Raw genomic sequence first — 25,204 nt, 5'->3', positions numbered from 1 at the left:
AAGTTCTTTTTAGTTTAAAAATTTATCATTTTATGTTAAACTTTTAATATTCTTGGTATAAGAAATCGTTATATGGAAAGCGTTGAATATGGATTTTCTTTACCTCTTCATAAACTTTATCTTTAAAGTCTTCTAAGTTACTTTTATTTAACGCTGAAATAAAAATACTTTCTTTTTCTATATCTTTCATCCAAGTTTTTTCCCAATCTGAAAGTGTATAATGAGCTTTTGTTTTTTCTGTTACTAAATCATCTTCATCAATAACTTCATGTGTATAAGCATCTATTTTATTAAAAACCATCACAGTAGGTTTATGAACAGATTCTATCTCATCTAATATTTTATTTACTGATGCGATATGATCTTCAAAATTTGGATGAGAAATATCTACTACATGTAATAATAAATCTGCTTCTCTAACTTCATCTAAGGTAGATTTAAATGATTCTACTAATTGAGTAGGTAATTTTCTAATAAATCCAACAGTGTCTGTCATTAGAAAAGGAATGTTTTTAATCACTACTTTTCTAACTGTTGTATCTAACGTTGCAAATAGCTTGTTTTCTGCAAAAACATCACTCTTACTTACTACGTTCATTAATGTAGACTTTCCTACGTTTGTATAACCAACTAGTGCAACTCGAACCATTTTACCTCTGTTCTTCCTCTGAACAGCCATTTGCTTATCAATAGTAACTAACTTCTTTTTAAGCAATGATATCTTATCACGAATTATACGACGGTCTGTTTCTATTTCAGTTTCACCAGGTCCACGCATACCAATACCTCCTTTTTGTTTATCAAGGTGTGTCCACATCCTTGTTAACCTTGGTAATAAATATTGATATTGTGCTAGTTCTACTTGTGCTTTGGCTGAACTTGTTTGTGCTCTATTTGCAAAAATATCTAGAATTAAATTTGTTCTATCTAATATTTTACAATTTAAAAAATTCTCTATATTTCTTAACTGGGCTGGAGACAATTCATCGTCAAAAATTGCTGTTCCTATATTGTGTGACTCTATATAAGCTCTTACCTCTTCTAACTTTCCTGTTCCTAGAAAAGTTTTTGGGTTAGGCTTATCTAACTTTTGTACAAAACGTTTAACTGCTACTCCTCCTGCTGTTAAAGTTAAAAACTCTAATTCATCTAAATACTCCTCTGACTGTTTTTCGTCTTGATGTTGGGTTATAATACCAATTAAAACCGCTTTTTCAGATATGGCTTCACGTGTTTCTATCATAGGCTGCAAAAGTACAAATTTATCGACTTAGCTCCTCGATATTATTTTTGTTACTTTTTTCTTTAATTCTGGTAAAATATTCTTTTCAAACCATGGATTTTTAGTTAACCAAAATCTATTTCTTGGAGATGGATGTGGCAAAGCAAAATACTTTGGTAAATATTCTTCGTAATGATTTACTGTATCTGTTAATGTTCTTTTAGCTTCTTCTTTTAAATAATATTTCTGTGCATACATCCCAATTAACAATACCAATTCTACCTTTTTCATCTTATTCATCAATAGCTTATGCCATTTGGGGGCACATTCTTTTCTTGGTGGTAAATCTCCTGATTTTCCTTTTCCCGGATAACAAAACCCCATTGGAATAATCCCGAAATTAGTAACGTTATAAAATTGTTCATTGGTAACTCCTAGCCAAGTTCTTAATTGCTTTCCACTAGCATCATCCCAAGGTATACCTGATTTATGAACTTTAGTTCCTGGCGCTTGCCCTATTATAATGATTTTTGAGTCTTTACTTGCAAACACAACTGGTCTTGGCTTAATAAAATTTTCACATATTTTACATTCTTGTATTTCTAATAGTAACTCTTCCATTTTATAAAGTTAACATTAAAGCACAAAAAAACACTCGTCTTACTATAAAACGAGTGTTTCTTTTTCAAAATTTGTTATCGCTTAATGGTTAATTGCGTAACCAGCAGCTTTTCCAAACTCAGCTAACCGAGCTAAAATGTTTTTAAAAAAATTTTGAATCCCCTTAAGTAATCTTTTTTTCATGATTGTATTTATTAATTCCCCTTATGCAAATATAAGGATTTAAAACACTGTATACCAGTTAAATACAAAACCATGTATGAATGGTAAATTATTATGTATAAATGGTATTGAGTGTTTTATAATTTGTTAAACACAATCTATAAAAACAATATTTTTAAAACTTTATGAAGTCATTAAACGCCACATAGTATGGCTGATCCTTAAAAACTGGCAGATCTACACTTTCTGCATTTGCTATACCTACACCTGCAAACCAAACTTTGGCATTTTGCTTTTTAGCATGCTCTTTAAATGTCTCCATCCATAAAACATCATATTCCTCTGGTGATTGAATATTATTAGTAGTTTTCACAATAACAAAGATTGTAGGCTCTCCTTTTTTAAATAAAACAAACTGAGGGTGCCTTTTAAGCTCACTATTAATTGCAACAAATTCAAAGCCTTTTTCTTGCAGTTCTTTCCCCACAATATTCATTCCTAAATTATGAAGTTCTTGCTCTGTAAGTGCTCTCATTACTTTCTTTTGTTTCTTTTATTATAGTTTTTATCTCCTCTTGTCTTAGGCTTTTTATACTTTTTAGCAATTTCTCTTCTATAAGAACCTCCTTGGTTTGTTTTTTTATTTTTCTCTTTCTTTTCATGAAAAGCTGGACCAGGAACATACTCTTGTGATGTTCTATTTTTAGAGATTTCTCTCTCTTCTTTCGGTCGCTCTTCTTCAGTTAATTGTTTCGTTATTTCAACTTGCTCTGGAATCTCTAACTTAGGAATCTCATAATTCATTAATTCTTCGATTCTCTTTTTAGCCTCTTGTTCTTTTTCTGTTGAAAATAATATTGTTTTTCCCTCATGCTCTGCTCGTCCTGTACGACCAATTCTATGCATGTAGTTTTCTGGGAAATGTGGTGTGTTAAAATTTATTACATGTGTAACTTCTTCTAAGTCTAAACCACGTGCAATAACGTCTGTAGCTATTAAAATTCTCTTTTCTCCTTTATTAAACTGCTCAATTGATCGTAAACGATAGTTTTGAGTCTTATTTGAATGGATTACACATGATTGTGAAGGATACTCCTCTTTTACACATTCAAATAATCTATCAGCATTTCGTTTATTAGGCGCAAAAATTAATACTTTACTAAACTCTGATTTATCTAATAATAATTCGTTTAATAAATTAACCTTTGTATAAAAGTTTGGAACATCATAGCATACTTGTTTTATGTTGTCTAATGGCGTACCACTTACTGCTATTGCTATTTTCTTAGGAGCTATAAAGAAATCATCAATTAAAGCCTCTACATCTTCAGTCATTGTTGCTGAAAACATAATATTTTGACGTCTTGGAGGAAGTATATCAAAAATGTTTAGCAATTGAAATCTAAACCCTAAATCTAACATTACATCTACTTCATCAATTACTAGCTTCTGAATTGATTTCAACTTTAACACATTACTCAATGCTAAATCATATAAACGTCCAGGTGTAGCTACTATAATATCTGCTCCTTGCATAACAGCTTCCTTATGGCGATTTAAGTTTACTCCTCCATAAACACCTATTGTTCGCAATGTCATGTATTTTGCTAATTTCTCTATTTCTTCAACTACCTGAACTACTAACTCACGTGTTGGTACTAAAACAAGTACTCTAGGATGCTGCTGTTTAGAGAACTTTAAATCTCTAAGTATTGGCAACATGTAAGCAAATGTTTTACCTGTACCTGTTTGTGCTATACCTACAACATCTTTACCCGATCTTATAATAGGATAAGCTTGTTCTTGTATTGGTGTTGGATTAACAAAACCAAGGTCTTCTATTGAATTGCGTAACGCGTTTGATAAGTCTAAATCCTGAAAAGAAATCATTTATGCAAAATTTGTGCAAAGGTACGGTTTCTATCACCAAGTACAACATCTATATTATTTTGAAAAAAAATAAACTTTATTCATCAAAAACACCCTCATAAAAATACACTTACAATGAAAGCATTTATATTTTCTACTAGATGAAAATAGTTTTTGAATAACTGTTTTTTTCTTTACCCTTAAATATTTTGAATTACATCTCGGACAACTCATGATTATTTTTGTTCCAAAGTATTAATTAATTACCCCCTTAAAATTACCCGTAATGGGTGATTTTAAGAGCAAGTTTCATTAAAAACATAGAATTACAACCTAGATACTTTCCGAATAGCTTCAAATTACTTCTAAAAAGCAAAAAACCAACGCTTAAGCGTTGGTTTTTTATTATATAAGAAAAAATTAATTCTATCCTCCAAAGTCATCAAATCGGATGTTTTCGTCATCAAGACCAAAATCTTCTCCCATTTTTTGTACTGCTTTGTTCATTAATGGTGGTCCACAGAAGTATAATTCTAAATCTTCTGGTGCATCATGTTTAGATAAATATTGGTCTATCACAACTTGGTGAATAAACCCAACGAAACCATCTCCAGCCTCATCATGAATATCTGCCTTAACTTTCCAGTTATCTTGTTCTAAAGGCTCTGATAAAGCTAAGTAGAACTTAAAGTTTGGAAAATCTTTTTCTAATGCTCTAAAGTAGTGAATGTAGAATAATTCTGCTTTAGAACGACCTCCATACCAATATGTTACTTTTCTACCAGTTTTTAAAGTTTTAAATAAGTGATAAATGTGCGAACGCATTGGTGCCATACCAGCTCCTCCACCTACATATAACATTTCTGCTTCAGATTCATTGATAAAGAACTCACCATAAGGTCCTGAAATAGTTACTTTATCTCCTGGTTTTTGGTTGAAAATATAAGATGATGCTACACCTGGATTAACATCCATCCATCCACCTTTAGCGCGGTCGAAAGGAGGTGTTGCAACACGAACATTTAACATGATTTCACGCCCTTCTGCAGGGTAAGAAGCCATAGAATATGCTCTTTCTACTATTTCAGTATTCTTCATTACTAATGGTCTAAGATTAAACTTATCCCAATCAGCCTCAAATTTATTTGGTTCACCTGGATGATCTTGTGGATGTGCTGTAATATCCATATCTGAATATTTAATCTCACACTCCGGAATTTCAATCTGAATATACCCTCCAGCTTTATAGTCCATTTCTTCAGGAATTTCAACTACGAATTCCTTAATAAAAGTTGCTACGTTATAGTTACGTACTACTGTTGCTTCCCATTTCTTAATTCCAAAAATTTCTTCAGGAATAGAAATATCCATGTCTTGTTTTACTTTTACTTGACATGCTAAACGGATACCGTGTTGTAATTCTTTACGTGTAAAGTGAGGAGTTTCTGTTGGTAAAGCTTCACCTCCACCTGAATTTACGTGACACTCACATTGTACACATGATCCACCTCCACCACATGCTGATGGTAAGAAGATTTTTTCGTTTCCTAAGGTAGATAATAAGGTACCTCCTGAAGCTACTTCAATTGTTTTATCACCGTTAATCGTAATCTTTACAGGTCCCGATGGTGCTAATTTTTGTTTTACAAATAATAACAATCCTACTAAAACTAATACAATTGCTAAGAATGCTACTACAGTTACAGCTACTGTTCCTCCAGTACTTACTTCTAAAAACATCATTATTCTGTAATTTTTTTAGTGTTATCAGCTAATTCTTTAGCATCCTCTTTTACCTCTTGCTTCTTCTCTTCTATTTTGATTTCTGCTTTAGGAGCTTCTTCTTTTTTTCCTTCGTCATCTCCTCCTGTTAACATTCCACCAAAACTCATGAATCCGATAGCCATTAAACCAGTGATGATAAAAGTGATTCCTAATCCTCTTAACGCTGGTGGTACAGATGAATATCTAATTTTTTCACGAATCGCAGCAATAGCTAAAATTGCTAAAAACCATCCAATTCCTGATCCAATTCCATAAGTTAATGATAAACCTAATGTTGGAATTTCACGAGATTGCATAAATAAAGATCCTCCTAAAATTGCACAGTTTACTGCAATTAATGGTAAGAAAATACCTAAAGAGTTGTATAAAGCTGGTGCAAATTTCTCTACAATAATTTCTACTAATTGTACCATGGTTGCAATTGTTGCAATAAACATGATAAATGATAAGAAACTTAAATCATAGTCTGCATACTCTGCTCCCAACCAAGATAAAGCTCCTGGCTGTAATAAATATTGATCTAACAACCAGTTAATTGGTACAGTTACTGCTAATACGAATATTACAGCAGCTCCTAAACCTACAGCTGTTGATACTTTTTTAGATACTGCTAAGTAAGAACACATTCCTAAGAACGTAGCAAAAACCATGTTATCTATAAATATCGACTTGAAAAATAATTCTATATGTTCCATTTTCTATATTTTTTAATGAATCCTAACTATGTTAGTCTTCAATTAATGCTTTGTTTCTACTACGTTGTACCCAAATAATAATACCTACAACGATTAATGCCATTGGTGATAATAACATGAATCCGTTATTCTCATATCCAATAGAATATAATCCAGTCTTTTCAATTGGGTCTCCTAATACTTTAAATCCTAATAAAGTACCAGAACCTAACAATTCTCTAAAGAAACCTACTGCAATTAAAATTACAGCATATCCTAAAGCATTTCCAATTCCATCTAAAAATGATCTCCATGGCCCATTTCCTAAAGCAAATGCTTCAAAACGCCCCATGATAATACAGTTGGTAATAATTAATCCTACGAATACAGATAAAGTTTTACTTAATTCATAAGCAAAAGCCTTTAATACCTGATCTACGATAATTACTAAAGCAGCTACTACTACTAACTGTACAATAATTCTAATTTTTGATGGTATAATGTTTCTCATTAAAGAGATTACTACATTTCCTATTCCTAATACAAATAATACAGAAATAGACATTACAATAGATGCCTTTAACTCTGCTGTAATTGCTAATGCAGAACAAATACCTAATACTTGAATTGTAATTGGGTTATTATCTGCTAATGGGTCAGTAATTAACGCTGCGTCTTTCTTTGATAAAAGTCCCATATCTTATAATTTTATTTTATTAGATTCTTTTAATGACTTGAAGAAAGGTAAGTATAATCCTAACTCTGACTTAATCATAGCAGCAACACCGTCTCCAGTAATTGTAGCTCCTGCAATTGCATCTACTTCATTATCATTTTTATCTTCATTCTTCGGGTCGTTATTCGATTTAGAAACAGTAATTCCTTTAAAAACACCATTGCTCATTAAATTTTCACCGATAAAATCGTCCATAAAATAACGTTGCTTAATGTTAGCTCCTAATCCTGGTGTTTCTCCTTTGTGATCGAAGAAAGCTCCTTGAACTACCATATTTGCATCCATTGCAACATATCCCCAAATAGCATCCCAAAGACCTTTACCTCTAATTGGTGCTATATAAAACGTTTTACCGTCTTTTTCACCAACAAATAATGGTAACTTTCTTACATTTCCTGCTTTTGCAGAAGTTTGTTGTTTTTTAACATCAATTAAATACGCTTTATCATCTTCAGTTACTTTGTCTCCTTCAATAACTAATTGTTTTTTGATGTATTTTGAAAACTCATCAGCTACTTTGTCTTTTGAAACAAAGATTGCACTGCTTTCATCGTTTTCATTTACACCCATTGCGTATAAAATATTTTGTTGCTTTTCTATACGTTTATTTCCGTCAATCATTGGTCGAAGCGATGATGCTGTAAACGCTAACAAAGCCCCTACTACTAATACCATACCTATGGCAAAAAGTAGTGTATATCCATTGCTTTCTGTTTTCTTACTCATAATTAGGCAGTTTTAACTTTAGCACGTTTTAATCTTCTCTTAACATTTCCTTGAACCACATAGTGATCAATTGTTGGAGCAAATACGTTCATTAATAAAATAGCTAACATTACTCCTTCTGGATAAGCTGGGTTAAATACACGGATCATGATTGAAATAAATCCAATGAAGAAACCGTAAATCCATTTCCCTTTGTTTGTTTGTGCAGCCGATACTGGATCTGTAGCCATATAAACTGCTCCAAATGCAAAACCACCAATTAATAAATGTTTCCAGAAGTCTAAACTCATTAATCCGTAAAACTTGCTTGTTTCACCAATCCATCCCATTTCTACAACTTGGTTAAAGATGAATCCCATTACTAAGGCTCCAATTACTGAAGATAACATAATTCTCCAGCTACCAATTTTTGTAAAGATTAAGAATAAACCTCCTAATAAAATTAAGAAAGTTGATGTTTCTCCTACTGAACCTGGAATAAATCCAAAGAACATATCTGAAACTGAGAAATTAGTTGTAGCATTTTGAGCTAAACTTCCTAACATTGTTTCTCCTGAAATAGCATCAGCAGTTCCAGCTAATTCTCTTGCTCCAGCTACCCATACTTTATCTCCTGACATCCAAGTTGGATATGCGAAGAATAAAAATGCACGGATTGTTAATGCTGGATTTAAGATATTCATTCCTGTTCCTCCAAATACTTCTTTACCAATTACAACTCCAAATGCAACTGCAACTGCTAACATCCATAATGGTAAATCTATTGGTACAATTAACGGAACTAACATTCCTGTTACTAAGTATCCTTCTTCTATTTCGTGTCCTTTAATGATACAGAACACAAATTCTATTGCTAAACCAACAACATAAGAAACAATTACTAATGGTAATATTTTAGCTGCTCCGACTAATAAATTGTCTAAGTTCCAAAATTCTCCACTGAAGAAAGACATTCCTTCTGTAAATCCATTGATAGCTGCGTGGTGTTGATATCCTGCATTAAACATACCAAATAGTAAACATGGAACTAATGCCATAATTACTATATTCATTGTACGTTTTAAATCATCTGCTGCCTTGATATGAGTTCCTCCGTGAGTTGTCTCATTTGGCAAGTATAAGAAAGTATGGAAACCATTAAATAGCGGAGCCATTTTAGTTCCTTTATACTTTTCTTTTAAATTATGTAAATTTTGTTTTAAGCCCATATCTTATCCTAATTCTTCTCTCATTAAATCTAATCCTTCACGAATTATTTTCTGGTGAGGTTGTTTAGATACACAAATAAATTCTGTTAACGCAAAATCTTCTGGTGCAATTTCGTATGCTCCTAATCCTTCCATTTCGTCAAGATCTTTATACATACAAGCTTTTAATAATTGCAACGGATAGATATCTAATGGAAACACTTCTTCGTAAGACCCTGTTACTACAAAGGCTCTATGCTCTCCATTAGTATTTGTATTTAAATCGTATTTTTTCTTTGGGTTTAACCAAGAAAAAGTTAATGCTCTAGAAGTAGAAACCTTATCAAAAACAGGCTTATTCCAACCAAAGAATTCATAGTCATCTCCTTCTGGAATTGCAGTTACCTGATTATCATAGTATCCTAAGAAACCGCTTTCATCAACTTGCAATCCACTTAATATGTTTCCTGAAACTACACGTGCATTATCTGCATCTAAATTTCCTTTAACTACATCAGCTATTTGTGCTCCAGCTAAAACACTAACGTATTGTGGCTTATTAAACTTAGAACCAGCCAAAGCAACGGTACGTTTTGCATTAAATTTACCAGTTAATAATAGTTCACCTATTACTACTAAGTCTTGTGGAGTAACTACCCACACAACTTCTCCTTTATTAATCGGATCGATTTGTGCTATTTGTGTACTTACATTACCTACTGGGTGCGGACCCGATACATTATGCAACTCAACACCTTTCATCTCTTTAAATGGAGACAATGTTGAACCTTTTGCTACTGACACGTGTACTTTACCTTCTGTTAACTTTGTTAACGCAGTTAAAGCCGCCTGTAATTCAGCTTCCTTACCTTTTAATGCATAATCATAATCTGCTGCTAAAGGTGCACTTGCGTAGGCTGATACAAAAATTGCTTTTGGTGCTTGATTTGGATTTGCAACAACATCATAAGGACGTTGCTTTACAAATGGCCAGCAACCTGAAGCAAACAAGTGATTCTTCACTTCTTCTTCAGACATTGCATCAACATCTTTTTTACCAAAATCTTTGTATTCCTGCTGTGCATCAGCAGTGATTTTAATTGCTAAAACTTTTCTTCGTGCTCCACGAACGATTTCTGTAATTTTACCACTAACTGGACTAGCAAATAAAATACGCTCATCACTTTTTGCATGAAAAAGTGCTTGACCTGCTTTTACTTCTGTGCCTTCTTTAGCTAAAATTTTAGGAATAACGCCGTGAAAATCATCTGGCTTTACTGCAAATGTACTACCCAATGGAAGTTCGGTAGTAACTTGTTCTGCCTCGCCAACTAGCTTGATGTCCAAGCCTTTCTTAATACGGATGTCTTTTGACATAGGAACTGATTAATTTGATTTTCTTAAAAAACATGCAAATTTACTGATTTTGACTTTTTTTAAGTAGGCATTTGGTTTTTTATCTCCTAAACACCCCTCTATTTATATCAATTCTAAATTAGAATAATTCATCTAATACCTATAACTACGTGAAACAAATTCTAATTTGGAACACTTGGCATTTCCATTTTATATTTAGTTCCATTTAAGGCTTTTAAGAACGGCACTAAATCTTCTATCTCTCCATTTGTTAAATTCAAAGGCCCCATCAAAGAATCTGTTATTGGGTATAAAGAATCTTTTTTCTTTTCTTCTAAAGAAGGGTTAATCATTTGCATCCCACTATTGTAAACATTAACAATCCCTGTTAGATCATCAAAAAACCATTATGCATCCATGGTCTAGTATTTAACAAATCTCTTAAAGATGGTGTTAAAAAACGACCGACATCTTCGGCTTTTTTAACCACGCAATATAATAAACTAAAAAAACCGCCTTCACAATTAAGACGGTTTAAATATTTACTCTATAATTTTAGATATTAATCTAATGATTTCGGATCAATAATCAACCTAAAAGCTTGAGTAGGAGAACATTTAACTACTTTTGCTGCTAAAGGACAAACCAACCCTGGTACAGCAAATGTGGTTTGAGGTATAAGATGTACATTACCTGCAGTGATAGAACCATCCGCTTCCATATGTAAACCCGTTATTTTACCTAAATAACTATTAAAACATTTAGCTTCAGCAAGATATGTTGATGAACCTTTACTCACATCAAAAATCAATATACATTCTTTCCCTTTAGCTTGATCTTCACTACTTATTTCTAAAATCAATTTATCTCCTGATAACGTTTTATTACTTTTATTATATATTAAGTTTTCACCTTTAATTTTAAATTTCCCAAGAACCATCTCTTTGAGTACCTCTGGCTTTTTAATCAACCCATCTCCTTGATTATCTTGACAAGATGTAAAAAAAAGGATAAAAGTAAAAAATGATAAAATTTTCATAGTTTTCATAATTTTCATAATTTCATAATTTAAATCTATACAAATTTAAATATTTGTTTTTATTTATTCTAAATAAAAACAAATATGTTTGGCGTTATTTTTGACATAGAATATTTTTAACAGAAAAAGTAGCATCTTTGTAACTTAACAACATAAAAAGTAACAAATTGTAGCAAAAAAAGTGTTGAAAAAAAATCAAAAAAGTTAAAAATGAAAGTAAAAAACAGTTTTCTATCTATTTTATTGTCATTATTCAGCCTAAATATTCTAGGACAAAACATAAAAACAGTTCAGTTACGTCCAAAAAATAGCAACAATCAATTTTCCGCTATTGTTCCTTTAGGTAGCGTACTTACATTATCATTTGATGATTTAGATGCTGACAGCAAGGAGTATCAATATAAAATACAGCACATGACTCATGATTGGAAACCTAGTAATATTACTACCAATCAATACATTGATGGATTTGATCAAATTGAAATAGTTAACTTTAGTAATTCTTTTAACACACTACAACCTTATACTCATTATTCAGTTGATTTACCAAATCAAAACACTATAATTACTAAAAGTGGTAATTATCTAATTTCTGTATTAGACGAAGACTATGAAGTTGTATTTACTAGACGCTGTGTTTTTTATGAAAATATTACTACGGTTGGCGTGGCTGTATTTAGAAGTAGAGATACCAAATCTAACAATCAAAAACAAACAGTTCAATTTGCCGTAAATCACCCCGATTTACAAATCAACAATCCCAATCAAGAAATAAACGTTACTTTATTTCAAAACCACAACTGGAGCACAGCAATAAATAATATTCAACCTCAATTCATTAAACCTCAACAATTGTTATACAACCATACTCTTACAACTAATTTCTGGGGTGGAAATGAATTTTTGAACTTCGACAGCAAATTCATAAGAACAACTAGTTTAAATATTGCAAAAGTTGAACGTAAAGATATTTACAATAGTTATTTATATACCAACGAGCAAAGAGCTGATAAAATATACACCTATAATCCAGATATTAATGGTCAGTTTATTATTAGAACCATGGATTCCAATCTTCCAAACACGGAAGCTGATTATTCTTTAGTCCATTTTTCACTAGATGCCTTTGAACCTCTAGAAAACAAAAGTATTTATGTTTACGGTGCATACAACAACTATAGACTAACTGATGAAAACAAAATGAAATACAACAGTAGAGATAGAATTTACGAGACTTCTATTTTACTTAAACAAGGTTTTTATAACTATAGTTATGTAACTCTGGACAAGAATAATTTGGTCAATTTGAATGAAATTGACGGCTCTTTCTTTCAAACCGAAAACGAATACACCGTTATCGTATATTATAAACCTTTCGGCGAAACTTACGACCGTGTAATCGGAGTTGGTATGGGGTATTTTAACCAAAATAGGTAATTTGCAAGTGTCTTAAACGACTTAAGACTTAAAAAAACCTTATATTTATACTATGTTTCAGCAAATAACTAGGGGGATAAAAATATCTGTTAAAACAACATTCAATGGCCCGATTTATCATGCAAATCGGTTCCGAAATGCTTTTAGCTATTACATATCTATCGAAAACACTTCGAAAGACACTGTAAAGCTTCTAGGTCGTTTTTGGACTATTTTTGATGCCTTAAGCAATGTTGAATATGTTGAAGGAAGAGGAGTTGTTGGAGAAACTCCTACTTTAAAACCTAACGAGTCTTACAGTTACAAATCTAATTGTTTTTTACTTTCTTCTCTTGGAGCTATGAAAGGGAATTATAAAATGATTAACTTTGAAACTTCAGAAGAATTTCTTGTGACGATACCAACATTTCAACTAACGACGACTCCTACTTTAAACTAATGGGTAAAAAAAATAAAGTAGCAATTATAAAAGACCCTAATTGCTTAAATTGTGGACATCCTTTTATTCAAAATGAAAAATTTTGCCCTGAATGTGGCCAAAAAAACAAAGGAAAAAGAATCACTCTAAGAAGCTTTGTTCGCGAAGTTTTTGCTGGTTTTATTTCTTGGGATGCCAAATTTTGGAAAACTTTAATTCCGCTACTTATTAGACCCGGTAAAGTTTCTAGAGATTATATAGAAGGGAAACGTACCCGATACGTTAACCCTTTTCGTTTTTATATAACTACTTCAATTATTTTCTTTTTAATTTTTGGTTTAGTTTCTAGTTACAATAAATTTCAAGATTTCAGTAAAGGAAATATTAAGAAGGATACTTCTTTAATGGCAGATATCCCAAAAGACATTAATATTGATTCTCTAAGAAATGAAACTAATAAAAGACTAGAAAGAATCCCTCTAGATTCTATCACTAAAAAAACTATTCTAGACGAGGTAAACAAAAAAGCTAACGATTCTATAAATAGTAAAATACCTGGCAAAATTTCTTTTGGTGGGGGTACTAGATTAGACGATTTTATTGTGTACAACCGTAAATATCCTGATGCTAATATTGATGATGCATTAGATAGCTTAAAATACGAAAAAACTTTTCTAAACAGGTTTTTTTACAGTAGAGCTGAAGTAGCAAATAGTTTCGTAGACAAAAAAGAAATGAGAGAGCAATTCTTAAATCAAATGCTTTCTTATGGTTCTATTTCTCTATTTATTTTACTACCTATTTTTACGTTTTTCCTAAAAATATTTTACTTAAGAAGAAGATATACCTATGTAGAGCATTTAATATTTGTATTTCATACCCAAACAGTTTTCTTTCTGTTAATTACACTATACATTATCTTAGATTTCTTTACAAAAACAGCTAATGAAGGTATATTTACCCTTCTTTTCTTACTATATCTATTTATAGCTATGAAAAGTTTTTACAAACAAGGCTATTTCAAAACCTTTGTAAAGTTTTCTTTAATAAATATGGTATACTTATTCTTAGCTACCATAGGGGTAGTTCTTGTAGGAACAGCATCCTTTGCCTTAATCTAAGAAGTTAGTATTTATCTAGAACCAAATAAAACTTTAGCTTTATTTCAACTCTTGATAAATTGATTTTAATGAAGTGTTTTTTAAAGAAATAATCAACTCTAGCTGATTATCGTTATTAACCGTAGCTTTAATTTTTTGTACCTGTTTTAAATATTTATTAGATAACGTATAAATACCTCTGTTTTCTTCTAAATGACTCTTTATATTAAAAGTCATTGAAAACTTATTCTTTTTGTTAAGTCTAGAATCATAAACATTATCACGAGTTGAAGACAACTGCAACTCACCCTCCTCATTATTAACGTAAGTTTTAAAAAGTGGGTTTAACACCAACAACTCTTCTCCTTCTACATTTTGAATTCCTTTACTCTCATACAAATACTTAAAAACGTTACTCCCTCCAATCTTAAGACACACTACAGGAAATAAACTTTTATGAATTGATTTTTTTTCTACCTTATTAAAATCATCATCATATTCATAGGTAATAATGGTATCGTTTTTACTTTGAAAAGAATCTAAACAAAAATTTATTTCTCCATTCCAATAATTGTTGAGTGAATCTAAAGACAGATTTGTTAATTTCTTAAACTTTTCTTTTTTCTTTGTATTCATAAAAGAAAAAAGAAACTCTTTATTTATCCTTCCCGAAAAAGAAGCAATTCCTTCTTTTAATTCTTGAGAATCGTATGCTAAAAAAGGATTATTCCCCTCATTCAACTCTCCTTTTAAAATCAATTTTTCTTGATCTTTTTCAAGTTCAAAAAAACCAAACTCTTTACTTTGAAAAGCAATAACTCCACTACTATTTTTTAGCTTCAAAAGCTTTACATCATTCTCTTTTAAATAGGTTACTCCTTCAAAAACTGTAGTTAAAATCTGATTTAGATTAGTTATTTCATTTAAACTATAAACAACACTAAGTTTGTTTTCCTTCAAAAGAAAAAGAAACTTCTTGTAGATAAAACAATCAATATTGCTTTTATACTCTATCTGCTTCCCTTCTTTCTTTAAAAAACGTACAAGATTAGCTCTGTTTTTTATTTCTAGAGAACTGCTAACCCATAAATCTTTTAAAACAGTTGAATTCGTATAGAAAAACACATTATCAGGAATCTCTATTTGATCAAATAAAGAAATTCTTTTCTCAGAACCTGACTTTGAACTTCCTTCAAAATCAATATATGATAATGGATGAAGCACAACATCTTTTACAACGTTATATTCAGCTTCACGTAAGTTAATTCTTATAATGGCTTCTGCCGAAGTAGGTATTATGTTAGATAAATTTACAGTTGGATTATACCTAAAAAATCCAACTGTAAATATGATACTTAGTATAAGTAAAATAGAAAATCCTATCTTTTTTATCATCTGCTTATTTAGCCATATTATCTATTAATCTAAATAATAGCTTTAATGTATTTTCTTCTTTACCTTTTGTATTCAATCTTAATTCTGATGAAATTTTATTCCCTTTCATTCTCGAAACTGTAAAATTAAGATTCTCAATATGTTCATTAGATAAACTAGCCATTTTATCTTCAGTTTTCCCAAACCATTCTGTAGGCAATTTGTTTATTATTTTGTTTACATCTGCAAATAACACGGTAGAATTATTTCTTATAAGTTTATTATGCTTTTTATTAGCAAAATTAGTTTTACCAGACTCTATGCTTATAGCATTTGCTTTTGAAGTAGTAAAATATAAAACTCCATTTTTAACTACCGCATAAAAACCAAACGGTAATTTCGCTTCTTTTAAGATTAACTCATAAACGTTGTTTGTTTCTTTAACAGCTTTATATTTTTCTCCTAACTTAAATACTTTAGTTAACAATTCTTTTTCTTCAGAACCTATCATAATAGTAAAATCTGGAACTAAAGTTTCTTTTGTCTTTGTTACCTCTTTACGCTTATAATCCTCATCATATTCATACTTTGTATACTCTACTTCTTTTTTTCCAAACTCATTTAATACAAATAGTGCATCACCAGTTACCAATTTCGCAATAGCTTCCTCATCAATAACTAATGATAATACATCACCAACTATTTCAAACTCTTGCTTAAACTTTGGCAAAATAGACCCGTATAAATTATTCATCATTACAGGATACTGTACAAGCATTTCTTCTGTATTAATAGACATACTCCAAAATGCCAATGCTTTTTCATGATCAAAGCTATTTACAAGGGCTGAATTCATTCTTTTGTTATAAATCTTTTTGAAAGATTTTTTCATGTAATCGCTAACCGACATTTCTAATAAAACTCGGATGTTTGCTTTCTCAAAAAACAAATTAGCAGTTACCTCTTCAACTCCGTAAATGTTTTTACCTTTTGAAGGCATTAAGTACGACATTGTTGAACGCATTTTTTTCCCAAACTCTTGAATAAAGCTAGACATAAACATTCCATAGTTACGAACCCACAATGTTGCTGACGCATTCTTTTTCTTCCCTTTTTGGAAATTCTTATTGGTTGCGATTGAATTAGATGGACTACTATTTAAAGTCTTTAATGCCTCTTCTTTAATCCATGACTTAACAATTCTCTTTTTAAAAGAATATCTCGACTCTCCTTCTTTTTTTAATTTATTAAAACGCTCTTTGTGCTCTTTAAAATAACTATACGATTTACTCCCATTAACAACAGCAAGTATATTATCATTCCAAATAGTTAAGCTACTATAGCCTTCTATATAGCTATAACCTTTTTCTCTTTTAATTTTTTTCTGTTGTCTTTCCTTTAAAGTAGCTTCATACTGTGCTTTATCTGTTAACTCAACCAAAATAGTATGATAAGATATACTATCTGTATTCTTGAAAAAGTAATATGAATTTGACTTGATATCAACTCCTAAATCACTTACCGAGTTAACTTTTGCTTTTTTATTTGCTCCTCTTAATGCTCCTTTTCCTAAAAAACTACTATCAATATCCGAAACATCTATCAAACTAAACAGATTATCTGCGTTTGCTGCGATAACAACATCTGCGTTATTAGGTATTTTGGTTTCTAGTTTTTGAGCTTGTAAAACAACAAATGTGTTTACTAATAATAATGCTGTGATTATTTTTCTTATCATAACTTTAGTTCTGTAGTTGAATTTTATTTTTGATTGAGTATTTATTGGTTATTATGTCTTGAGCCTTTACTCGTAACATAACTGCTTTTTTACTTTTTGAAATCTTTGATTGTTTATTGGCACTTGACTGTACTAAATCATCAAAACGATATACACCTGTATACGTAGCTGTTTCGAAAACTTTTCGATCTTTCATTTTGGTTTTTTGAAATTCTCTTCCAATATCAAAATGATGACTGCGAACAAATGTTTTACTCTTTTTATTGTAAGTAAAGTGCTGCTGTTTCTTTATAGCTTGCGCTTGTTTTTTAGAACTAAAAGCTACTAATACATTGTTTATAGCTTCAACATTATCAAAATCACATGAAATAGCGAGTATAAACTCATCCAAATCTAACGTACTATTTACATTATGTACTCCTTTAGTTCTCTTTATTTTCTGAACAACCTCAGCAACTTTTTTTCTGATAGTACTTTTAGAAGGAACCTTATAACCATTAACGCTATCTAATAACATTATTGAGGCTAGTTTGGTTTTATTCTTACTTAAATTTAAGGTAAAGGTAGCACTACCCGACCCGTCTTTATTAAAACTTATTTCTTCAACAAATTCAAAACAACTGGTAAACAAAAAAAGAATCATTGTAGTTACCACGAACAGCTGTTTTTTACACATAACTTTTTTTTGCGAAAGTACTAAAAACTACAATTTTCTAATAATTATTTTAAGCTATATATTTTCGTCAACTACGTAATAATCCATGGTTACATGGTTCTTTTCTTTTTTCACTGAAGTTGTACTAACTGTCTCAACCCTTGAACGTTTCATTTTTAAAGAAATTCCTTTCTCTCCTCTAGTATCATCTTGATGAAATGCTACTATATTATTTTGAGAAATCTCAATATTCTCTTTTAACCAATCGGCAAACCAGTCTTTACGTAATTGTTTCATCTCCTCGTCATACAAAGTAGATGATGACCAGATTTTAGGTTGATTACCTAGTTCTTGAAAATGCTTTTCTTCACCATCCCAAACCAACTCATAGGCATTTAACGTTTTTTCCCAATCAACAAGTACAATAGTAAAAGGTTCAATTCCATTAAAATCGAACTGATTAATAATTTCTACAGGATTATTTACTTTCAATAACTCTTTAACTATAATCCCTCTACTCATTTTATACGAAGCAGCTCTTACATGCTTTGTAAAACCACCATTTAACAGACAAATCAATCTGTTTTTTTCAGACAAACCAATCCAAGTACCACCTGCTAATTCGTCTTTTGGGTACTTTAATTTTACACCATCTTCATTGTATTCTTTAGGTGGTATTGTTCTTCGTTTAGGATCTTCATCTCTATTAGACGTTAATATAAAATCATTATTTCCTAAAGGTAAATAAGTTACCGTGCACATATAGTATCTCTTTTGGTAAATTAAGACGTAAAAACTACTTAGTTATTACTAAAAATAAGTGTTAACTTTGTCCCTCGAATCAATCTAAAGATTGTTTGAAAATGTAAACTACTTAGTCTTTGCAAATTAATAGTATTAGATTTTGTTTTTTGCTTTTTTGAGAAAAATATTTTTAAACATACAAACAACATAATAAAAATGGCAAGAGGATTTTTTAATGTTCCTAAAGCAGTAAATGAACCTGTAAAAGGATACGCTCCTGGCTCTCCTGAAAGAGAAGAATTATTGGCTACTTACAAAGCAATGTACAATAGCAACATTGATGTACCAATGCACATTAACGGTGAAGAAGTTAGAACTGGAAACACTAAAAATATTACGCCTCCACATGATCATAAGCATGTAGTTGGTCAGTACCACACAGCAGATAAATCTCATGTAGACACTGCAATTTCTACAGCTTTAGCTGCTAGAGAAGCTTGGTCTAGTGTTAGCTGGATGGAGCGTGCTTCTATCTTTTTAAAGGCTGCTGAATTATTAGCGGGTCCTTATAGAGCAAAAATGAACGCTGCTACTATGATTGCTCAATCTAAAAACGTACACCAAGCAGAAATTGATGCTGCTTGTGAAATGATTGACTTTTTCCGTTTCAACGTAGAGTACATGACTGATATTTTCAAAGATCAGCCTGCTTCTGCTCCTGGAATTTGGAACAGAGTTGAGTACAGACCATTAGAAGGTTTTGTATATGCAATTACTCCATTTAACTTTACATCTATTGCTGCTAACTTACCTGCAGCTGCTGCTTTAATGGGGAACGTTGTTGTTTGGAAACCATCTGATCACCAAGCATATTCTGCTCAAGTAATTGTTGACTTATTTAAAGAAGCTGGTTTACCTGACGGTGTAATTAACGTTGTATATGGTGACCCAGTAATGATTACTGATACTGTATTAGCTTCTCCTGATTTCTCTGGATTACACTTTACAGGATCTACGCACGTATTCAAAAACTTATGGCAACAAATAGGAAACAACATCCATACCTATAAAACATACCCTAGAATTGTTGGAGAAACTGGAGGTAAAGATTTTATCTGGGCGCACAACTCAGCTAGTCCATTACAAGTTGCTACAGCAATTACTAGAGGAGCATTTGAATTCCAAGGTCAGAAATGTTCTGCAGCTTCTCGTGCATACATTCCTGCTTCTATTTGGGAAGATGTTAAGAAGCATTTAGTTGCTCAAACTAGTGAAATTAAAATGGGTTCTCCAGAAGATCCATCTAATTTTGTAAATGCAGTAATTCACGAAGGTTCTTTCGATAAGATTGCTAAATATATTGATGCTGCTAAAGAAGATGCTGATGCTGATATCATTATTGGTGGTGGTCATGATAAATCTGTAGGATACTTTATTGAGCCAACAGTAATTGTAAGTAAATCTCCAAAGTATGCTACTATGTGTACTGAATTATTCGGTCCTGTGATGACTGTTTACGTATACGAAGATGCTGAATGGGAAGCTTCATTAAAATTAGTTGATGAATCTACTGAGTACGCTTTAACTGGAGCTATTTTCTCTACAGATAGATATATTGTAGAAAAAGCATCTAAAGCTTTAGAAAATGCTGCTGGTAATTTCTATATTAACGATAAGCCAACTGGTGCCGTAGTAGGACAACAACCATTTGGAGGAGCTAGAGCTTCTGGAACTAATGATAAAGCTGGTTCTGCTCAAAACTTATTACGTTGGACTTCTGTTCGTTTAATTAAAGAAACTTTCGTTAGCCCAACTGATTATAAGTACCCTTTCTTAGGATAATACTTAAAATTCTAATCATATTTTAAAAGCCAATCTTTTTAGATTGGCTTTTTATTTTTCATAAAACCAATAGAGAAAAAACTCTTCTTTGATTTTTTCAGATATAAATTTATTTTTGCTCATTATTAAACATTTAACACTATGAAAACTATTGGAAAAATTGCAACATTGTTATTCCTTACCTTAGTAACAATATCTTGTAATTCAAACGATGAAATCCCATCTACCAAAATCAAGAAAGAGGAAATTAGCTCTAAATGGGAAATTGAAAACAGTAATTACAAATCTTTTGAGTTTAATAAAGATGGTAATTATATTATTGTAAAAAGCGCTTCTGCTAACAAAAGTAAATCTCAAAAAAATGAGAAAAATATTCTTTTAGGACAGTATGAAATTGTTGACGACAAAACCATTAATCTTATTGATTTTGGTCAAATCATCATTTCAAGTATTAATGGAACTAAAATGGATTTTACAATTGTAGATAACAAAACCTCTACAAGCATAGAAGTTAGCTCTTCCAAGATTGAAAAAATCAGTTCTTCTACCAATACTGATTTATTCTGTAGAACTTGGAAAATGACAGAAGTTAATGGAGAAGATGTAGTGGGTACAAAATATGAACTTACCGTTATTTTCTCTCAAGCTGGTACTTATTTTGTTGAATTAGTAAACCCAACACAATCTAACCAAGGTGGATTAGCCGAATGGAAATGGCAAAATGCAGAAGAAAACTCTTTATGTTATTCTTGGGAAGGTGAACCTAATTGTACAGGAGATAATTCTGTTACTATTGTAGAATTAACAGAAAACAAACTAGTATTTACTGAAGACAACAAAACATACAAGCTACAACCTATAGCTAATAGTGTTCCTAAAAGCACTAATACACCAACTAAAACCATCAATTTAGAAAAAGGAATATTTAGTAAATTTTAATCCTTTTTTAAATATAACCAAAAAGCAATCTCATTTGAGGTTGCTTTTTTAAGCTATATAAAACACCTAAAATTTTGCTTGTTTTGAGGCATTAGGAAAATAGCAGAAATTATGCTCTACAAACAAGCTAAGAAAACTGAACTCTAAAATGAATTTTAATAAAAAGGATAGAATTGAAATATTTGAAAATGCAATCAGTTGGATTGTAGTTTTAGCAATGTTTATTTATGGTGGCGCAAAACTATTCCAATTTGACGGCGCTACAGAAATTGACAAAGCCGTCAATGAAATGACTGGAATGGAATTGATGTGGGCCTTTTATGGTTACTCAAAATCATTTGCTATCACATTAGGAGTTTTTGAAATTATTGGTGGAATTTTAATTCTTATTAAAAAAACTCGAATAATTGGTTGTTTATTTACTTCAACCATACTTGTAAATGTTATCTTTCAAGATATATACTTTGGAGTTCATTTAGGAGCTTTGAAAGCCGCAATTCTATATCAGTTAATGATTCTGATTATTTTATGGTTAAATAAAGAAAAGTTAATAAATAGCATAAAAATGTTATTGAAAACTGAAAAAACAGAGCGAAAAAAAGCTAAATTCTTTCTAAAAACCCTAATAGCTTTTGGAATATTTTTTGTGTTAAGAATTCTGGAATATTTTATCACTATCAAATGGTAAACAACAAAATTAACACTCTGTACACAAACAAGTTATAATGTTAATTTAATGATAAAATCAAAAAATAAATGGATCTATTTATTAATTGGAATAGCAATCTTGATATGGAGTCTAATTAGATTTAATAAATATGATCTAGAGTATTCTGAATTAGTGAATTTAAAAATTCAACTTAAGAGAGGCATTCAAAACATAACTGGACAAAGAAATAAAGCTGATTATATATTTTACGCTAAGAAATACAATGCTAGATTTCAAATCTTAAATGGTGCTATTAGCAGCAAGAATCGTAAATACATTTCAAACTTAAAAGAAGGACAATTTATAGAAATAAAAATTAGTAAATCTAATCTAAACAAACTGGATTTAAATAATGATATTAATATATATAGTATTAAATTAAAAAACCATTCATTGCTAAAAACTAAAGACTATAACTCTAATAGAAAAAAGTACTCAAATCGAATAAAAGTATTGTTCATGTTCATTGGCTTATTAGGCATATTAAAAGGATTAAACATTTCAGATAAATTGAGGTTAGTAGTTTTTTACATAGGTATTGCATTATTTATAATATTTAGAATTTTTAATATTGGATACTAAAAACATCTAAAGTTCTTACTTAGCCAAGTACATAAACAAAACAAACAGCTTGACTTTTTTATTGTAAATAATAAAATAGTTGCGAATAAAATGGAATAAATAAACTATAATTAGCACAGTATCTAAACAAGTTTACGTCATTAAAAAAATAAAGACCACATCACAATAACATATAAAATTAATGCATATTGAAACCTACATAAAACAGCCTTATCCATTTTACTATGAGGAATTAAAAAAAGTATTATTCTTACTTTGCTTTATCGCAATCGCTAGCTTTCTTTTTACGTATTTATTTGACCCCTTTGTTGTAAATATTGAAGAACATAAAATAGATTACTTATGGATTATAACATTGCATTCCGTTACACCAATACCAGTTGCTTTCATCTATTTTTTCTTACTCAAGAAGTCGGTAAAAAACACCGAAAATTGGACTTTAGGCAAAGAGTTTCTACATTTAGCAATCGTTTTATTTCTTATTGGTATTGCAAGTTTCTTAATTCGAGATTTTATTTACACAAATCCTGATAACTGGTCTTTTAGATATTTGTGGGAAGAAATAAGAAATACCTTTTTAGTTGGTATTTTATTGCTGCTAATTATTCTACCGTTAAACCTACAACGTTTAATTAACAAACGCTCGAATGATTTAAAAAAACTTCCCATTAATCAACAATACAGCAATATTACTGATGAAATCGTTCAAATTACTACCCCAATAAAAGAAGAAAATTTTGAATTAAATATTCGAACATTTCTTTATGCAAAAGTGGATGGCAATTATCTAGAAATATATTATGACCATTCAACTGATTATGAAAAAAAAATGAAACGTCTAACTCTTAAAGAGTTTTTGAACCAATTAAATTCTTATCCATTCATTTTTAAAACTCATCGTTCATATGTTGTAAATCTTAACACTATTGAATCTGTTTCTGGAAATGCCCAAGGATATATACTTCATTTAAAAAACTATTCCAATAGAACAATCCCTGTTTCTCGTTCAAAAATTGAAGAGTTTAATCAAGCTTATATAAACCTAAAAAATGATTAGGCTTGCATTTCATCACTATCAATTGCCATTCATCACTTAGCTAAAAAACAAGCTGATTTTGTTTTTATTATTGCCCCAAAAACAAAATTAATGGATACTACAAACAGAAGATACGATTTAGATTGGTTAAGAGTTATTGCTATTTTGGCCGTTTATTTTCACCATATAGGAATGCCGTTTAATGGAGACGGCTTTCATATTATGAATGCTGAATCTAGCAAACTAATGGATAATATTATGGTTTATTTTGAGCAATTTAGACTTCCCTTACTTTTTTTGATATCAGGTACAGGAACTGTTCTTGCATTCTCAAAACGAACTTGGAAACAATTCATTAAAGAGCGTACAGGTAGACTTCTAATTCCACTTTTTTTTGGCGTAATTTTTATCGTACCTCCACAAACGTATTATCAATATATTAATGAATTTAATTCTTATTGGCAGATTTACACACAAGGACGTTTTGAAACAAACCATCTCTGGTTTATAGAAAACCTTTACGTAATTTCTGTAATTGTAATACCTCTAATACTTTTTCTTAGGTCTCAAAAATCTATGGTTCTTAGGAATTGGCTTAAGAAAATATCCTCATACAAAATTGGACTTTTATTAGGAGTCTTCCCTTTAATGTTAGGAACAATAATACTTAAAAGGTACTATCCAACAGGTTCATCATCTCTAACAAATTTTTCAGAAACATTTTATTATACCTATTTTTTTATTATCGGTATTTTGTTTGCGTCTTCACAAATCTTTTGGGACAACTTAAAAAAATTTAGACATTTTCACATAATCATTCTTTTAATCTCCTCACTTTTATTCTATAGCTACTATTTCATTCCGAATAATCTTGTAGAACCTTATTTAAGCATTTCCGTTCGCTGGGATATTTGGTATGGGCTGTGTTGTATATTAGGTTGGAGTTTTGTTATGACCATACTGGGGTACGGACAGGTTTACTTTAACAAACCAAGTGTATACCTTAAACAAATGAATGAAGCTATTTATCCATTTTATATTTTACACCAAACTGTTATTGTCATTTTTGCTTACTATATAGTTAAGCTTGATTTAAATATCCTTTCCAAACTTCTTATCCTTTTAGTTAGTTCGTTTATAACAATAGTGCTTATCTATCGCCTTTTCATTTACCCATTTAATGCTATAAGATTACTTTTCGGAATGAAAAAAACATATAAAAAAATCGGGAAAAGCCAGTTATAAATTGAAAA

The 25,204-nt window shown here is 30.7% G+C and carries 24 protein-coding genes and 1 pseudogene; 9 read left to right on the top strand and 16 right to left on the bottom strand.

Annotation, left to right across the window (positions count from 1 at the left end; all coding sequences use genetic code 11):
* Window positions 1-43 precede the first annotated feature (43 nt).
* The 12 genes and pseudogenes from hflX to Q0958_RS15290 all read right to left on the bottom strand — a co-directional run bounded on the left by hflX (window position 44) and on the right by Q0958_RS15290 (window position 11,395).
* Window positions 44-1,243, bottom strand: coding sequence for a GTPase HflX (gene hflX, locus Q0958_RS15345; RefSeq protein WP_235275492.1), 1,200 nt, complete (start codon window positions 1,241-1,243; stop codon window positions 44-46).
* A 27-nt stretch (window positions 1,244-1,270) separates the two neighbouring features.
* Window positions 1,271-1,843, bottom strand: coding sequence for a uracil-DNA glycosylase family protein (locus tag Q0958_RS15340; protein ID WP_299124597.1), 573 nt, complete (start codon window positions 1,841-1,843; stop codon window positions 1,271-1,273).
* A 337-nt stretch (window positions 1,844-2,180) separates the two neighbouring features.
* Window positions 2,181-2,540: a Na(+)-translocating NADH-quinone reductase subunit F gene (locus tag Q0958_RS15335; protein WP_299124595.1), complete on the bottom strand. Its 360-nt coding sequence runs from the start codon at window positions 2,538-2,540 to the stop codon at window positions 2,181-2,183.
* Window positions 2,540-3,895: a DEAD/DEAH box helicase gene (locus Q0958_RS15330; protein ID WP_299124593.1), complete on the bottom strand. Its 1,356-nt coding sequence runs from the start codon at window positions 3,893-3,895 to the stop codon at window positions 2,540-2,542. The genes Q0958_RS15335 and Q0958_RS15330 overlap by 1 nt, the downstream gene beginning before the upstream one ends.
* Before the next feature lie 405 nt (window positions 3,896-4,300).
* Entirely contained in the window at window positions 4,301-5,614 is a 1,314-nt protein-coding gene (gene nqrF / locus Q0958_RS15325) for an NADH:ubiquinone reductase (Na(+)-transporting) subunit F (protein WP_299124635.1), read from the bottom strand.
* Between the two features lie 2 nt (window positions 5,615-5,616).
* Window positions 5,617-6,354, bottom strand: coding sequence for an NADH:ubiquinone reductase (Na(+)-transporting) subunit E (gene nqrE / locus Q0958_RS15320; protein ID WP_299124591.1), 738 nt, complete (start codon window positions 6,352-6,354; stop codon window positions 5,617-5,619).
* 31 nt (window positions 6,355-6,385) lie between these two features.
* Window positions 6,386-7,030, bottom strand: coding sequence for an NADH:ubiquinone reductase (Na(+)-transporting) subunit D (locus Q0958_RS15315; RefSeq protein WP_150900196.1), 645 nt, complete (start codon window positions 7,028-7,030; stop codon window positions 6,386-6,388).
* 3 nt (window positions 7,031-7,033) lie between these two features.
* On the bottom strand, window positions 7,034-7,795 hold the full coding sequence (locus tag Q0958_RS15310) for a Na(+)-translocating NADH-quinone reductase subunit C (RefSeq protein WP_299124589.1): 762 nt from the start codon (window positions 7,793-7,795) through the stop codon (window positions 7,034-7,036).
* A gap of 2 nt (window positions 7,796-7,797) precedes the next feature.
* Window positions 7,798-9,003, bottom strand: coding sequence for an NADH:ubiquinone reductase (Na(+)-transporting) subunit B (locus tag Q0958_RS15305; RefSeq protein ID WP_150900198.1), 1,206 nt, complete (start codon window positions 9,001-9,003; stop codon window positions 7,798-7,800).
* Window positions 9,004-9,006: 3 nt separating this feature from the next.
* Window positions 9,007-10,359, bottom strand: a complete 1,353-nt coding sequence (locus tag Q0958_RS15300) for a Na(+)-translocating NADH-quinone reductase subunit A (protein ID WP_299124586.1) — start codon at window positions 10,357-10,359, stop codon at window positions 9,007-9,009.
* Window positions 10,360-10,520: 161 nt separating this feature from the next.
* Window positions 10,521-10,813, bottom strand: a pseudogene (locus Q0958_RS15295) (cytochrome-c peroxidase); the annotation flags it as partial.
* An 87-nt stretch (window positions 10,814-10,900) separates the two neighbouring features.
* The gene (locus Q0958_RS15290) at window positions 10,901-11,395 is read right to left on the bottom strand and encodes a hypothetical protein (RefSeq protein WP_299124584.1); all 495 of its coding nucleotides are present in this window, start codon (window positions 11,393-11,395) and stop codon (window positions 10,901-10,903) included.
* 192 nt (window positions 11,396-11,587) lie between these two features.
* Here Q0958_RS15290 and Q0958_RS15285 point away from each other — a divergent pair, with 192 nt between their 5' ends.
* The 3 genes from Q0958_RS15285 to Q0958_RS15275 are packed head-to-tail and all read left to right on the top strand — an operon-like array spanning window position 11,588 to window position 14,353.
* Window positions 11,588-12,814 (top strand): DUF5103 domain-containing protein, encoded by a 1,227-nt coding sequence (locus Q0958_RS15285; RefSeq protein ID WP_299124582.1) that lies wholly within the window; start codon window positions 11,588-11,590, stop codon window positions 12,812-12,814.
* A 52-nt stretch (window positions 12,815-12,866) separates the two neighbouring features.
* Window positions 12,867-13,253: a Co2+/Mg2+ efflux protein ApaG gene (apaG, locus tag Q0958_RS15280; protein ID WP_150900201.1), complete on the top strand. Its 387-nt coding sequence runs from the start codon at window positions 12,867-12,869 to the stop codon at window positions 13,251-13,253.
* Window positions 13,253-14,353, top strand: coding sequence for a DUF3667 domain-containing protein (locus Q0958_RS15275; RefSeq protein WP_299124581.1), 1,101 nt, complete (start codon window positions 13,253-13,255; stop codon window positions 14,351-14,353). Before apaG ends, Q0958_RS15275 begins: the two co-directional genes overlap by 1 nt.
* Before the next feature lie 39 nt (window positions 14,354-14,392).
* Here Q0958_RS15275 and Q0958_RS15270 read toward each other — a convergent pair whose 3' ends face one another.
* Genes Q0958_RS15270 through Q0958_RS15255 form a run of 4 tightly spaced genes read right to left on the bottom strand, consistent with a single transcriptional unit; the run spans window position 14,393 to window position 18,861 of the window.
* Window positions 14,393-15,727 (bottom strand): hypothetical protein, encoded by a 1,335-nt coding sequence (locus Q0958_RS15270; RefSeq protein WP_299124579.1) that lies wholly within the window; start codon window positions 15,725-15,727, stop codon window positions 14,393-14,395.
* Window positions 15,728-15,731: 4 nt separating this feature from the next.
* Window positions 15,732-17,444, bottom strand: a complete 1,713-nt coding sequence (locus tag Q0958_RS15265; RefSeq protein ID WP_299124577.1) for a hypothetical protein — start codon at window positions 17,442-17,444, stop codon at window positions 15,732-15,734.
* 4 nt (window positions 17,445-17,448) lie between these two features.
* Window positions 17,449-18,120, bottom strand: coding sequence for a hypothetical protein (locus tag Q0958_RS15260; RefSeq protein WP_299124575.1), 672 nt, complete (start codon window positions 18,118-18,120; stop codon window positions 17,449-17,451).
* A 54-nt stretch (window positions 18,121-18,174) separates the two neighbouring features.
* Window positions 18,175-18,861, bottom strand: coding sequence for an NRDE family protein (locus Q0958_RS15255; protein WP_299124573.1), 687 nt, complete (start codon window positions 18,859-18,861; stop codon window positions 18,175-18,177).
* A gap of 198 nt (window positions 18,862-19,059) precedes the next feature.
* On the opposite strand from Q0958_RS15255, the gene pruA reads away from it, so the two are divergent.
* The 6 genes from pruA to Q0958_RS15225 all read left to right on the top strand — a co-directional run bounded on the left by pruA (window position 19,060) and on the right by Q0958_RS15225 (window position 25,196).
* Window positions 19,060-20,685: an L-glutamate gamma-semialdehyde dehydrogenase gene (gene pruA, locus Q0958_RS15250; protein WP_299124571.1), complete on the top strand. Its 1,626-nt coding sequence runs from the start codon at window positions 19,060-19,062 to the stop codon at window positions 20,683-20,685.
* Window positions 20,686-20,826: 141 nt separating this feature from the next.
* Window positions 20,827-21,624, top strand: a complete 798-nt coding sequence (locus tag Q0958_RS15245; RefSeq protein ID WP_299124569.1) for a hypothetical protein — start codon at window positions 20,827-20,829, stop codon at window positions 21,622-21,624.
* Between the two features lie 148 nt (window positions 21,625-21,772).
* Entirely contained in the window at window positions 21,773-22,312 is a 540-nt protein-coding gene (locus Q0958_RS15240; protein ID WP_299124567.1) for a hypothetical protein, read from the top strand.
* Window positions 22,313-22,360: 48 nt separating this feature from the next.
* Window positions 22,361-22,915, top strand: coding sequence for a hypothetical protein (locus Q0958_RS15235; RefSeq protein WP_299124565.1), 555 nt, complete (start codon window positions 22,361-22,363; stop codon window positions 22,913-22,915).
* 181 nt (window positions 22,916-23,096) lie between these two features.
* Window positions 23,097-23,972: a LytTR family DNA-binding domain-containing protein gene (locus Q0958_RS15230; protein ID WP_299124563.1), complete on the top strand. Its 876-nt coding sequence runs from the start codon at window positions 23,097-23,099 to the stop codon at window positions 23,970-23,972.
* Window positions 23,973-24,062: 90 nt separating this feature from the next.
* On the top strand, window positions 24,063-25,196 hold the full coding sequence (locus Q0958_RS15225; protein ID WP_299124561.1) for an acyltransferase family protein: 1,134 nt from the start codon (window positions 24,063-24,065) through the stop codon (window positions 25,194-25,196).
* Window positions 25,197-25,204 lie beyond the last annotated feature (8 nt).

Origin of the sequence: uncultured Tenacibaculum sp. (assembly GCF_947499065.1) — a bacterium.
Taxonomy (GTDB): Bacteria; Bacteroidota; Bacteroidia; order Flavobacteriales; family Flavobacteriaceae; genus Polaribacter.
This window is presented reverse-complemented; position numbering and strand designations above follow the sequence as displayed.